Origin of the sequence: Priestia sp. TSO9, assembly GCF_021029645.1 — a bacterium.
Taxonomy (GTDB): Bacteria; Bacillota; Bacilli; order Bacillales; family Bacillaceae_H; genus Priestia; species Priestia megaterium_E.
Genome location: NZ_JAJEKD010000009.1, coordinates 454,998 through 469,079, shown reverse-complemented (window position 1 = coordinate 469,079; position 14,082 = coordinate 454,998). Strand labels below are relative to the sequence as shown.

Here is a 14,082-nt window from a genome sequence, read left to right as displayed (position 1 = left end):
TTTTTGATATTATGACTTTTTCAAAAGGCTCGATACATGCTTGGCTACAATCGCTCCTTGACCGGCTGAAGAGCTGATACTAGAAAACAAGGGAGTCGTGCACGCGTCTCCAATGGCATAAATAGCTGGGTTGCTGCTTTGATGCACTTCATTGATGACGATGAGTCCGCTTTGCGTAGTGGTGACTTTTTCTTTAATGAGTTCAACATTGGGCGCTACGCCTAGTCTGATCAGCACTGCGTCTACTGTTAAGTTCTCGCATTCACTGTTTTTACTTTTTAAATCGATCGATGTGACGTGATGCTTTCCATGGATAGCCGTCACTTCGGTATCTGTTATCACCTTAATACCAGGATCGGAAAGAACTTTTTCAACGTATTGCTCTCTTGCTTTAAAATGTGTAGAGCGATGAATCAAATATACTTGTTTTGCTTTTGATGCTAAAAGATGTGCTCCTTCAAAAGCCCGGTCTCCTCCGCCAATGAGAGCAACCCTTTTACCTTTTAACCGTTCTCCGTCTGCTGAAGCTGAATACACTTCTCCTCGGTCAATCATTTGCTGCTCACCAGGCACTCCGAGCTTTCGCTGACTAGAACCCGTTGCTAAAATAAGATACGTATAGCCAATTTCTTTTTCTGTTTCTTGCTGCTTTACTTTGACTGTTTTAGAACGTTCGTCAATAGAAATTACTTTTGTATTCGCTTCATATAAGCAGTCCATATCAATAAAATGCTGAACCATTTTCCGCTGCATCTCAATTCCATTTTCCGCTTGTATTCCGGGATAATCAATAATCTCATTATAAATCGTAAACAGCTGTCCGCCTAACTGTGCCTGCTCTTCAAGAAGCAAGCACTCAACGCCTAGCCTTTTACACCACACCGCAGCAGAGATACCAGCGGGTCCTCCGCCAATAATCAGTACGTCAACATGTTGCATACAGCTCACCTCGCTTCTGCTTCTCAGCTTATATGGCTTTTTGTTTCTTTACATTTGTCGCTGTAAAAGAGATAAAAATTCTCCTCGAACCTCTGGTTTTTCCACAAATGTCCCTCGAACGGATGAAGTGGCTGTAGAAGCTGAAGATTTTTTAATTCCTCTTCCGCACATGCACATATGCTTCGCTTCAATAATCACCATAACTCCTTTCGGCTCTAACACTTCTTCGATTGCATCTGCAATTTCATTTGTTAGACGTTCTTGAACTTGAAATCTCTTTGCATATCCTTCTACCGTACGAGCGATTTTAGATAGACCTGTAATTTTTTTATCCGGTATATACCCAACGTGGGCAACGCCAAAGAACGGCGCAAAGTGATGTTCACACATTGAGTGAAACTCGATATCTCGTATTAATACCAGTTCGTTGTGATTTACATCGAATGTTTTTTCCAAATGAGCTTTCGGGTCTTCTCGGTAGCCTTCCGTGTATTCCAAAAATGCCTTTAACACGCGGTACGGCGTCTCTTCAAGACCGTCTCTTTCCGGATTATCTCCGCATAAATCAATCAGTTCTTTCACCGCATTCATAAATGTGTCAGCCTGACCTATTTTTTTATCAATTTCAGTTGAATTTGTTCCTACTGTTTCTAAAAATTTTTGAGCAATTAAATTTTGTGTACTAAGTGCCATCTTTTTATGTCCTCTTCCCTCTTTTTAGTAAGTTTATTTTCAATTGATGGTTTTGCTTCAGCTATTTAAAAACGCTTTTTCAAAATCTTCTGCAGCAAGTGGCTTGCTAAACAAGTACCCCTGCATGTGATCACAGCCATTTTCCATTAAAAACGCTTTTTGATATTCTTCTTCCACACCTTCTGCGATTACTTCAAGCTTTAAGCTTTGAGATAAGCTGATAATCGCCTGGGCAATTTCACTATTGCTGTAATCTTCTTGAATATCCTGGATAAAAGACCGGTCGATTTTCAAACAATCGATTGGTAATTTTTTTAAATAACTCAATGAAGAATATCCGGTTCCAAAATCATCGATAGAAATTGATATACCATATTTCTTTAACAAATGTAAAGCTTTAATCGTTTCTTCCGCGTTCATAAGCAATGTACTTTCCGTAATTTCCATTTCAAACCATGCGGGATCAAATCTATGGAGCGAAAGAAATTGCTGTATTTCATTAACCAACACAATCGGATCTTGAAATTGCCGCGGAGAAAAATTAACCGCTAGCGTCATTTTTTCGTTTCGGTTCTTGTTCCATTTGCTGACTTGAGAACAAGCTTTCTTCATAACAACTTCCCATAGAGACTGAATCAAACCAGCTTCTTCTGCTATAGGGATAAATACTTCCGGAGAAACAAACCCAAGCTCTGCGTCATTCCAGCGAACTAATGCTTCTACGCCGGTGATTACATTGCGCTTCGCTTCTATTTTCGGCTGATAGTAAACGTCAATGTCACCTTTTTGAATTGCTTTTCGCAAGCGCGTTTCGATGTGAACCTTTTCAGCTTGTTTTTGATTTAACGAATCGTGATAAATACTTACTTTATTGCCGCCTTGTCTTTTTGAAGCATACATGGCGACATCTGCATACGTAATAAGCGTGTCCAAATTCGTAGAGTGTTCCGGATAAAAGCTTAACCCGCTGCTGATACTGACGAAAACTTCATCATTGTCAATGTAGCAGGGCTGTTGGACATACGCAATGATCTTCTCGGTGATACGCTCAACTTCTTCCGGCGTAAAATCACTGAATAAAATGACAAACTCGTCTCCTCCTTGCCTTGTAAGAAAGCTGTTAGCAGGAGGCAGACATTCTTTAATACGGTTGGCTATCAGCTGTATAAGCTGATCTCCTTTTGAATGCCCTAGCGTATCATTAATATCTTTAAACCGGTCTATATCCATAAATAACACGGCTACGTGACGAATAGACTTTTCCTTTGACTCAATTAAGCGCCTGTTTAATTCTTCTTTAAAATATCTTCTGTTCGGCAATCCTGTCAAAAAGTCGTGGTATGCATGATACTCACTTTCTTCCTGACTTTTCTTTAAATCGTCCACATATGTTTTTAAAAAGTGAGAAAGGTGGTTGATATTTGCCACAAGTCCTCCCAGCTCATCTTTTCTTCTTGTATTCAGCACCTTGCCAAAATTGCCTTTGGCGATTTGATTTACGTGCTCCATAATATGTTTAATTGGCCGCGTAATCGATGTAGAGAAGATAAAGCTGATAATAAGAACAAGAAGAATGAATGGAAGAGACAGCAATAAATGTTTGATTAATTCTTGCTGCAGCTCTTTTTCAATAAGTCCGTAGTCATACACTACGCCTATTACGTAAGCTGGAGAGTTTTTTTCTTTAATCGGCACCAATGTTTTTAATACTTTTTTATGGTTAATGGCAGCAGTATAGCTTTGTGATTTTCCTGTTTTTAAGGCCTTTTGAATAAACTGTTCGTCACGTTTAGTATTTCGATACGTGTATGTTCCGTACCCAATCGGCTGATCTTTTATTTTAATATATTTATTGCCGTTTAAATATACGTTTTGATTTTTTCTTCCGAAATTTTTAGGGTTAAAAACGGTCAGTTCAAGAACGCCGTCAAGATTTTCAGTAAAGCGGTTCATTACGTTCGTAGGACCAAATTTCCTTTCAAAATCCAGCACATGCTTATCACGAAAATAAGGGTTAATAATATAATTAGTAGACCCGTCGTAATAATAACCCCATTTGTCAATGTGATTAGGGTTGCTGGAAGCTATTTCAATCGGCCCGCTCCAAAAGTGAGATAAAGCAAATCCTTTTTTGGTAGTAACCGGCTGCTGTGAAAGAAGCTGCTGGAAAGATGTATACCAATAGCCCCACTCTTTGGTAGACATATTGATTTCCTTAGGATCAGAAGATTTTACGCCTATAATATCGTCTCCTGCAGGAGCTAATAATGTAATGTGAGATATCATCAGTTTTTTAGCCAGTTGTTTTAACTGGTCGTTGCTGATGTCATGATAATCAGCAGGCAAAGACTGTTGAATCGCAATTGAAGCCGTTCGTAATTCTTTTGCCATTCGATCTTCCATATAGGAAGCACTATTTTTGGAATTTTCGACTTCGTACGCAATTTCTTCTGTTACCAGCGTAATTTCCTTTTGGTTAAACTCTATTAATCTATTTTTTGATCGAATGTAGTGCAAGGTGTTATTTGCTAGTAGAATACACAATACCAGCAAAGTAAAGAATACGGATAACTTTTTCTTTATCGACACTAGTGATGGCCTCCTGTTTAAAGAACTAATCCGACAGTTTAAAACTCGCCTGTATGCTCTAGCTTTACATCGGATACTATTCTTCAATTTCCACAAAAAAAGAATGAACTCATACAAAAAACCAACCGCTTTGGTTGGCTCTATTCTTAACTAATCATAAAACACATCAAATAAATACTTTTATTTACATGGGTAGAACAAATTTGTATTACTATAATATTTTAACTTCTTTTTTCAAAATATCAAAGGGGGAAAATTTAACTTTCTTTATTCCTGCCCCTATTTCTTAAACTTCTTCAAAATTCGATGATACCAATAGATTCCCACGCCCGTTAATAAAATAATCGTTCCCCACTGATGAGGTAAAAACTTCAGCAGCCATATGGACATTATAATAGTAGCTACCGTTAAGTTACTCAGCCACTGTTCTCGGCTTAACTTTTTCTTATTTACTACCACCACTATATAACCAATGGGTGGTGCAAAAAAGCACAGCAGCAGCAGGAATTTTTCTGAATGGTGCCAAGGCTGTTTATTCATTTTTTCTCACTTTTTCTATTTAAAATGAACTGATAGCCGAACGTCACAATGATCCCTGTCCAAAACATAGAAGATGACGACACTAACTCGGCACCTTTATAGGTATACATTATTATGTTCACAAACAGCAGCAATAAAAGTATATAAAAACCTGCCGACACAGCTTTATTCCAATTTTGATGCTCTCGTTTAGACGCATCTTTAAACAACTTCATCTAAACTCTCCTTTTACATCTTATCCATCACTTATCCATCTAGGGGTTCTATCTTTATGTTAGCATATTGGGTAGTTTTGGAAAACGGATAAAGAAAATTGTTAGAGTATAGAGTTGAGAAAAATTCTTTTGATAGTTCTTATTCATAACAGTAAAACGAAAAAACAATGTTTCTCTAGACGTATACCCTAGCCGTTATTTTCTTTTTCCAAATTAACCTGTGGAATATTTTAACACACCCTTGTCCACACTATACCTATCTGTTTTTTCATAGATACGTAACATTTTTATAGATAGGAGGAAAGCCAATTGAACGCAGAAAGCAAGCGTTTGACTTCAACTGAAATAACGAGTCTATGCACGCAGTATCACCAGGATACGCTGGCGGTTTGTGTAGCGAAACACGTTCTTGCAACCGTGACAGATGCCGAGATTCGGTCGCTGTTTGCTTTTTCTCTAAAGTTATCTGAAAGACATATTGAGATACTGACTGCCATTTTTCAGGCCGAACATTTTCCGCTGCCCAACGGATTTACCCATGAAGATGTGGACTTGCACGCACCTCCGCTTTTTACAGACTCGTTTTGGCTGAAGTATCTTCACGACATGACGATTCACGGCTTGTCAGGATACGGCATTTCGTTTAGCGTGTCGATTCGGCGAGATATTCGAGATTATTATCATCAATGTAATTTAGATGCGATGGAAATCTACAATCGGTCGCTCGATTTGCTTTTAGCAAAAAATCTTTATGTACCTGCCCCTTATTTTTTAAATCCGAAAAAACAAGAGCCGATCACAGATTTGTCTTACGCTCTTGATTTTGTCGGAAAGCAGCGTCTTTTAAATGCAAATGAAGCCGGTAATATTTATTTTAACTTACGCAAAAGCATGGCAACCAAAGCGCTTTTGATTGCCTTTAAACAAGTGAGCAAACGAAAAGACGTGAAGAAAGTAATGGAGACCGGTCTTGATGTGGCCCACAAGCATATTGAGCTTTATTCTTCCATTATGCATGAAGAAAACCTTCATACGCCTCCGCTTTTGGATAATGAAATCACAACGTCTACGCACGCGCCTTTTTCAGAAAAGCTGATGACGTTTCATGCAGGCGCAATGTTTAAGGTAGCCATTACTTACTACGCAACGGCAATGACCACCAGCATGAGGCTTGATATTGTCGGGCACTGTGAAGCGTGTATTTTACGAGACTTAAAAGTAGCGGGGCGCTGCAGCGAAGTGATGATTAAAAACGGCTGGATTGAAAAGCCGCCTGAAGCAAGCGATCGTAAGCAAGTGTAAGTTTTTTCATAGCAGCTCTTGACCTGAAACGCGTTTCATACTTTATGCTGTATTTATTCCCATCAGCCGGCGTGACACGAACGGTGGCGTTACGGCTGATTTGTTATCCATAAAAAAATCCGGTATCTTCATCGGATTTTTTGGTATGCTTACATATTCATTTCTTTTTTATACGCCACGTACGAATACAGATAAGGAATCGCCACGCACAGAACGATACTACCCCACATGATAACTGACTTGTATCCATCAGGTAAAAAAGCGCTAATAAGAATTAGCAGTCCGCCGATAAAAAAGATCTTTCCCGACAACCGATGCGTCTTTTTCCAGACAGTTTCATTGCTTAATGTCCACGGTGTACGAATTCCCATAAAATAGTTCGAGCGCACGCGCTGCAAGTAGTTTCCGATAATGATAAAAACGAGTCCAGCCATAATCGGAGCAATGTACGACATCGGCACGTTATAGCCCAGCCCCTGTAAAATAGTGCTCATATTTACAAAAAAGAATAATAGCAGTACAGCGTTTAACAGGATGTTATACGTTTTTGAAAAGTACTTATAATTTTCTTTACGCGGATCAATTCGCGGAACAAATGCGATGACAAAATAAATAAATACCATGATTCCTACTGTTAAGATCATTGCATTGATCTTCGTTGCAAATCCGTCTGCTTCTCCATTTGCTCCCCAGTGAATGGGCATCGTAGCTGGTAGGTGTGGCAGTGCAATGAGCCATGCAACCAATGTTAGAAGGGTAATGCCTAAAGGAAATACGTGCTTTTTCATTTAATTCTCTCCTTTCTGAAAGCTGAAAAACCAGCCGATTAAATCTTGAAAAACGGTTGTATTTAACGAATAAATCACAAACTGCCCTCTTTTTTCATCTTGAACGAGGTCCGCTTGCTTCAAGATTTTTAAATGATTTGAGATGCTTGGTTTGGTCATATTAAAATACTCGGAAATTTCTCCTGCGGTTAAATCCCGCTCTTTTAGCAGCTCTAAAATCTTTCTGCGAGTAGGATCCGCTAAGGCTTTAAACGTTTCATTCAATTGAAGTTCATCTCCATCATATTTAAGTATTTAGATAATTATCTAAATATTAAACTATAAAGTATAATATGTCAATATTTTGAAAAGAGAACACTGCATTTGACTCATTTTTTTGTTTTTTCAAAGCAGTCCATGCATACAAACTGCGCTTCTTGATGTAGAAAAGCTTTAATTTCGGTCATGCCTCTTTTACTTGAATACTTCATCCGCATCCATACTTCTTCATTCGGCTGAATTTCTTTTTGACAAACGCAACATCGCTCTTTTATTTTAAACACAGTATTCCTCCATCTCTTTGTATAACTATAAGTTTTCCTAGCCAAAAGGTTTCATAAAAAGAGGCTGGGACGTAACCAAATCAATTCCAGCTAGAAGCAACTAGAGACATGAAACCTACGTTCACCCTATCATCAATGAAAAAATCCGAACGATTCATCGTTCGGATCTTCCTTCAACTAAAGTACTTATGTCCTAGCCTCTTTTAAACATTATAGCGGCGTGATGTCTTCCTGCTGTTTTTGCTGTATTCTCTGTTTTTTCGATTTTCTGAAATGAAGCAGTTCATATACAACCGGAATGACGACGAGCGTAAGAAGAGTCGCAACGGCCAATCCTCCGATTACAACGACTGCTAGACTTTGAGAAACGAGGCTTCCGCTTTCGCTTTGTTTAAATAAAAGCGGCAGCATCGCACAAATCGTAGCAGCAGACGTCATGACAATTGGGCGCATACGCGTAGCGGCTGCTTCAACAATGGCATCGCGCATAATCATTTTCTTTTCATTTTGCTTCACGCGGTCTAATAGTACAATGGCGTTGGTTACAACGATACCAATCAGCATCAGTGCTCCCAGTAGAGCCGTTACGTCTACTGGAATACGGCTGATTAATAATCCTAAAACGGCACCGATTGCAGCAAGCGGAAGTGAAAATAAAATGGCAAACGGCGTGCGGATCGTTTTAAACGTGATCACCATAATTAAGAACACAATACCAATCGACACGAGCATTGTAATGAACAAGTCAGAGAAGTCTTCTCCTTGCTGCGTGCTTGCTCCTCCGATTACAACGTCAACATCTTTTGAAATCGACAGTCCTTTATTCTTACCGTCTCCAAAAATCGCTGTTTGGATGTTTTTATTAATCTCTGAAAGATTTTCTGGATTGACATCCGCTGTTACTTGAATATACGGGTCTCCATTTTTATGAAACTGATTTGTTGGCTTTTCAGCTTGCGTTAGCGAAGCTACTTTTGAAACAGGCGACGGTCCTGTCTCTGTCATAATGGAAATATCTTTTAACTCTTTTGGTGATGTGGGATTTAGGACAGATTCAAGAAGTACGTTTGCTTGCTTGCCTTCTAAATCTATCGCTCCAATCGGCGTTTTGTTCAGCATAACGCCAAGCTGCTGTGCTACTTGCTGCGTATTCGCTTTTGTTGGATCTACGTTTAAAGAGTAAATCGTTTTCTTTTCGTCTTGGTTCGTAGAAACTTTGTCTACTCCTTTTATATTGCTGATTTCTTTCTTAATGCTGTTTGCCGTCTTTTCTAACTTGTTCATGTCATTTCCAATTACATCAACGGTAATGGAAGTAGTAGACGCTCCCATTAGTGAAGCAGCACTGACGCTAAGATCTCCTCCGTCATAGAGCTTCTTTTGATTTTGGATTCGTTTCATTAGGGAATCCGTGTTTCCACTGTCTTTTACGGTAATCGTATACGTAGCTTCAGTAGGTGAACCAACGTCTCCCCACTTGGCTCCTTCGTCCGTATTACCAAGCTGCATGTATACTTCTTTTACTTCTTTTTGAGCTAAAATATAGCGTTCAAGCTGCAGTGATTTTTCTTCTACGGTTTTAATTGGCGTGTTATTTGGATAGCTTAACGTTGTGCCTACAAAGTCAGATGAAGAGTTATCAACCGCTCCTTTAGGCATCATCGTGTACGCGCCAATAGATCCGACAAATAAAAGCAGCGAAAGCAGCAGCACAACCCATTTATGATTAAGCGACCACGTAATGACCTTTGTAAAACGAACCGGCTGCTTGTGCTTGCGAATTTTTTCATTTTTTAATAATCCCGCACTCATTACCGGTACAACCGTAAGTGCCACAATTAGTGAAGACAGCAGTGAATACGTCAGCGTTAGAGCAAATGGAAGCATAAAGTCCTGAAGCCCTCCGTTTACAAGGCCGATTGGTAAAAAGACGGCTACTGTCGTTAGCGTAGAAGCGGTAATAGCAGAGCCTACTTCTTTTGTCGCATCAATAATCAGTCCAAGCGAAAACTTTTCTTTTTGCATTTTCCGGAAGATGTTTTCAATAACAACGATACTATCATCTACCAATCTCCCAATCGCTACCGCTACTCCTCCAAGCGTTAAAATATTGAGCGTAACGCCTGATTTAGATAATAGGAAAAGCGTAAAGCAAAGTGATAAAGGAATGGATACAATTGTGATAAACGTAGAGCGAACGCTGCGTAAAAACAGCATGATGACAATAGTCGCAAAAAGTGCGCCTAGCAACACTTCTTTCATCATGGAATGAACAGAATTTTGTACGCTGTCCCCTGTTGCAAAAAATACAGAAGCATTCACATTGTTATAGTCTTTGTTAATTTGCTGAGACAGTTTTTTTACTTCTTTTGTAATGCTAACGGCATTTGAGTGACTGTCTTTTGTCACAATAAGTAAAAGTGCATCTTTTCCGTTAATATGCGTCACGACGCCTTCAGGCTTTTTGACCTCTACTTTTGCAAGGTCGCCTAGCGTTACATTCTGTGCAACCGGCAGCTTTTTTACTTTGTCCAAGCTGTCAATTTTACCTGTTACATTGATGTTGCTCGACTTGTTATTAATGACTTTTTCTCCAACTGCAAGCGACGTATTTTTTCCTTCTAACACGCTGATGACTTTATCAATAGTTACGTTCTTTTGTGACAATTTTTTATTGTCCACTTTAATAGACACGTAGGAATCCGCTGTTCCATATGTTTGAACACTGGCAATGCCTTTAATGTCTTTATATTTAGGGATGAGTTTTTTCTCTGCAAGATCCAGATTGTCTCTTGTTAATCCTTCTTTAAATGTGAGTGAAATATCTGCGATGGGAATCATAGAGGTATTTAATTGAATAACATTAGGCTTTGATACGCTGGCTGGAAGCTGCACCGAAGACAGCGCTTCTTGGACGTTTGTTCTTGCTTCTTTCATATCCGTTTTGGATTCAAATGAAAGATCGATTTTGGAATAGCCGTCTCCCGTCGTTGAATACACGTTGCTTTTTCCTTTAACACCGGCTACCGCTTCTTCAATCGGTGACGTCACTTGTTTTTCCATAGAATCCGCATCCGTTCCTTGCCCCATAACCACTACTGATACTTGAGGCTGATCAGCGGTCGGCAGGAACTCCATCGGAAGTGTAAAATAACTAATGACTCCTAAAGCTAAAATTAAAATAGACATAATGGTAATAGCCGCTTTATTTTTGAACGACCATTTGGTGAGCCAAGACATGAAATATCCCCTTTCACTTTTTCGTACAAACTTAGCCAAACATTTCTAAAATATGCTAAATGACTACTAAATTATACCTAATGTTTTTTGCCATTTAAAGACTTATTTTTGTAAAAAGTCCCATTATTTGAACAAAATCGTTTATGTATATGCTTTTGCTTAGATAATCAGTCTCTTTACAGCACAAAAAAAAGACGCCGATACCCGGCGTCCCACATGTAGTAAGTGAAAGAAGAAGAAGAATATGCCTACGATTTCTCAGGCAATTCTATGACCTTATTTGGTTTTTTCCCGTTTTTTTATGAAATAAACATATTTAGCATAAATTCCCTTAACTAGCAGCTCGACTGTGCTTTGTTTCCGTATCGTTTTGAATCTTTAACGACGTTAATAAAGCCACGATACTTCCGGCAAAGCCAAATAAAAACAAGTGATGAATGCCTGCCATAAAGCTTCCGCCTGAAGTCAGCAACGCACCCATAATCGTAACGCCGATGGCTGTTCCCATGTTTCTGCAAAACATAAAAAATGACGTTGAAATACCTCTTTCATGTCCTCCTACTAATTGCTGTACACCAATGACGCCAACCGTAGACAGCAGACCAAACGATAGCCCTTGTACAATCATGACGCAAAACACGTAGAAGAAACCGTGGCTTTCATTTAGCATCAGCAGAAGTGTTCCTGAGCCAACGAGCAGCACATTCCCGATTAACAACAGCTTTCTGTAGCCATGTTTTAAAATCCATTTACCTGCAGGTACGGACACAGACATCCATCCGACCGCTGTTCCTAACAGCGCAACTCCGCTCATAAACAGTGACAAATGCGCTACTCGCTGTAAAAATAACGGAATGTAGCTTGACGTTCCGAATAAAGCTACCGTTCCAATAAACGCATTGATATTAATCCATGACAGCGTTTTGTTTTGAAACATAGACAGCGGTACAATCGGAGAAGCATGTTTTCGTTCATGGAGATAAAAAATCACTAATAAAATAAGTCCCGCTACTGCATACACAACTCGGTTTTGTTCCACTACCGTCACAAGCAGCAGTGACGTAACGCCAGCTCCAAACAAGATAGCACCGATGTAATCGACTTTTGCTCTTTTCGGCTCATAGCTTTCCTGATACGGCATTAACGCTAGAAATGAGACGATACATACCGGTAAATTAATAAAGAAAATCCATCTCCACGTTAAATAATCCACAAAAAAAGCGCCTAAAAGCGGAGCCAACACAGCTGATAATCCCCACATCGTTGTAAACAGCGCCTGAATTTTCCCTCGTTTCTCAACTGGAAATAAGTCTCCGGCAATAATAGCGGGAAACGCCACCATAAAACCGGCTCCTATTCCTTGGACCGCACGAAAAAGAACAAGCTGAATCATCGTATTCGCCACGCCGCAAAGCATCGAACCAATTAAAAAAGCAATAATTCCAAACCCAAATACTTTTTTGCGGCCAAATAAATCCGATAATCTTCCCGCTACTGGAGATAAAATCGTACTTGCAATCATGTACGAAGCAAACGACCACGCGTACAAATCAAATCTTCCAAGCTCTTTTGCAATAACGGGCATCGTCGTATTCATAATCGTTGAATCAAGCGAAGCCACTAGCATTGCCAGCACAATACTAACCATTACAGACGTTCTGCTTTTCATGTAACAATCTCCTTATCCCTATAATCTGAGCGTCTAGTGTACTCCTCCTTGCCGTTTGTTGTCTATACTTATGCATACAAAATGCTAAAAAGCTTCTCACTTTACTATGAGAAGCTTTTTAACCCCTTATTCACATATCTTCTTGAACCTTTTCTTGATCAGACAGTTCTTTGTTTCGAGCCATAACCGCAAATCCAGCCATTACAATGATGCTGCTTGAAATTCCGTATAGGATTGGCGTAGTAGAAGAAAGTCCTTCAATCAATAGACCTCCAAGTACTACTAGCGTACTGACAACAATCGCTGAAACTCCGGCTTTTGGATGAATGTCTTTCCAAAACAGCGACACAACAAATGGAACAAAAATCGCTCCTGATAAAATGGCATACGCCACGTCTAAAGCAACAAGCACGTCTTGAATCCAAAGAGCAAAAATAATAGCAAGCACGCCAACAATAAGTGTATTCACGCGCGTTAAAATTAAATAATTTTTCTCTGAAATATTCTTAAGCCACACTTTTTTAATAATATCATTACTAATCAGCGTAGAAGACGCAAGCAGCGTTCCTGAAGCAGTGGACATCAGCGCCGAACAAACGCCTGCCAGTACGAGACCTAATAATCCTTGAGGCAGGATTTGAACTGCAAGCGTCGCAAATATGCTTTGACTGCTTTCTGCGTTTGGCAGCAGCAAATATGCACACATTCCAATTACACTTCCAGCAATCGCGTAGGCAATGCTGTACACACCTGCAAAAATGGAGCCGTTTCGCGCAATTTTTTCTGTTCGCGCCGTAAATACCCGCTGCCAAATATCTTGAGAAACTGCCATACCAAGCGTATACAAGAGGAAATACTGAAAGATTTGACCGTATCCAATGGATGAAAAATCAAAATAAGATGATGGCAAATCTCCGGCAAGGGCTTTGAAACCTCCTGCTTCTGATACGCTCATTGGAAGCATAAATCCAAAAATCGCCACCGTCATCACAACAAACTGAATAATATCAGTGACCGTTACGCTCCACATTCCGCCTAAAATCGTATAGAACAAAACAATTGAACCGCCAATTAGCATCGAGGCCGTCATGTTCCATCCAAGCAGCGCATGAATGATCGTTCCCATGCCAATCACTTGAGTGACAGATACCATGAGTGTATAAATAGCGGCAACAACGGCGCTGATAATTTGCGCTTGAGCGTTATATCTTTTTCCTAACAGTTCGCTGATAGTTGTCACTTTCAAGGACGAAATCCGCTTGATAAAAATCGTGCCAAGCGTAATGATTCCAAGTCCAATCATCGTCACAAACCAAATGCCGGACAGCCCGTGCTCATAGCCAAGCTGAGCCGTTCCAATCGTTGAAGCTCCGCCTAAAATAACGGCAGACAAACACCCTAAATACATGAACATCCCTAAGTTTCGTCCGGCTAAAATAAAATCTTCTGATGACTTTGCTTTTAACGAGCCAATAATACCAGCTACAACCAATACGCCAAAATAGACAAACATAACCGTCATATCCAGTCCGTTCATAACAGATTCCTCCTTATTATGGGTCAAT

Annotated in this window: 12 protein-coding genes; 1 reads left to right on the top strand and 11 read right to left on the bottom strand. The window is 39.7% G+C overall.

The window, feature by feature from the left end; genetic code table 11:
- Positions 1-9 precede the first annotated feature (9 nt).
- From LJC66_RS05150 to LJC66_RS05130, 5 genes are all read right to left on the bottom strand, one after another.
- Positions 10-939: an NAD(P)/FAD-dependent oxidoreductase gene (locus LJC66_RS05150; protein WP_230931950.1), complete on the bottom strand. Its 930-nt coding sequence runs from the start codon at positions 937-939 to the stop codon at positions 10-12.
- Positions 940-987: 48 nt separating this feature from the next.
- Positions 988-1,632, bottom strand: coding sequence for a GTP cyclohydrolase I FolE (gene folE, locus LJC66_RS05145; RefSeq protein WP_050688360.1), 645 nt, complete (start codon positions 1,630-1,632; stop codon positions 988-990).
- A gap of 57 nt (positions 1,633-1,689) precedes the next feature.
- Positions 1,690-4,221 (bottom strand): EAL domain-containing protein, encoded by a 2,532-nt coding sequence (locus LJC66_RS05140; protein ID WP_230931949.1) that lies wholly within the window; start codon positions 4,219-4,221, stop codon positions 1,690-1,692.
- 279 nt (positions 4,222-4,500) lie between these two features.
- Positions 4,501-4,761: a hypothetical protein gene (locus LJC66_RS05135; protein ID WP_230931948.1), complete on the bottom strand. Its 261-nt coding sequence runs from the start codon at positions 4,759-4,761 to the stop codon at positions 4,501-4,503.
- Positions 4,758-4,976, bottom strand: a complete 219-nt coding sequence (locus LJC66_RS05130; protein ID WP_230931947.1) for a hypothetical protein — start codon at positions 4,974-4,976, stop codon at positions 4,758-4,760. The genes LJC66_RS05135 and LJC66_RS05130 overlap by 4 nt, the downstream gene beginning before the upstream one ends.
- Before the next feature lie 309 nt (positions 4,977-5,285).
- On the opposite strand from LJC66_RS05130, the gene LJC66_RS05125 reads away from it, so the two are divergent.
- Entirely contained in the window at positions 5,286-6,278 is a 993-nt protein-coding gene (locus LJC66_RS05125; protein WP_230931946.1) for a DUF3231 family protein, read from the top strand.
- A gap of 149 nt (positions 6,279-6,427) precedes the next feature.
- On the opposite strand, the gene LJC66_RS05120 is transcribed toward LJC66_RS05125, so the two are convergent.
- From LJC66_RS05120 to LJC66_RS05095, 6 genes are all read right to left on the bottom strand, one after another.
- Positions 6,428-7,066 (bottom strand): SdpI family protein, encoded by a 639-nt coding sequence (locus LJC66_RS05120; protein WP_230931945.1) that lies wholly within the window; start codon positions 7,064-7,066, stop codon positions 6,428-6,430.
- The gene (locus LJC66_RS05115; protein WP_013055788.1) at positions 7,067-7,330 is read right to left on the bottom strand and encodes an autorepressor SdpR family transcription factor; all 264 of its coding nucleotides are present in this window, start codon (positions 7,328-7,330) and stop codon (positions 7,067-7,069) included.
- Positions 7,331-7,434: 104 nt separating this feature from the next.
- Positions 7,435-7,608: a Fe3+ hydroxamate ABC transporter substrate-binding protein gene (locus LJC66_RS05110; RefSeq protein WP_230931944.1), complete on the bottom strand. Its 174-nt coding sequence runs from the start codon at positions 7,606-7,608 to the stop codon at positions 7,435-7,437.
- 210 nt (positions 7,609-7,818) lie between these two features.
- Entirely contained in the window at positions 7,819-10,848 is a 3,030-nt protein-coding gene (locus LJC66_RS05105) for an efflux RND transporter permease subunit (RefSeq protein WP_230931943.1), read from the bottom strand.
- Between the two features lie 331 nt (positions 10,849-11,179).
- Positions 11,180-12,517 carry an MFS transporter gene (locus tag LJC66_RS05100; protein WP_230931942.1) on the bottom strand — a complete coding sequence of 446 codons (1,338 nt, stop codon included), beginning with the start codon at positions 12,515-12,517 and terminating at the stop codon, positions 11,180-11,182.
- A 130-nt stretch (positions 12,518-12,647) separates the two neighbouring features.
- Positions 12,648-14,054, bottom strand: coding sequence for a sodium:solute symporter family protein (locus LJC66_RS05095; RefSeq protein WP_230931941.1), 1,407 nt, complete (start codon positions 14,052-14,054; stop codon positions 12,648-12,650).
- Positions 14,055-14,082: the final 28 nt, after the last annotated feature.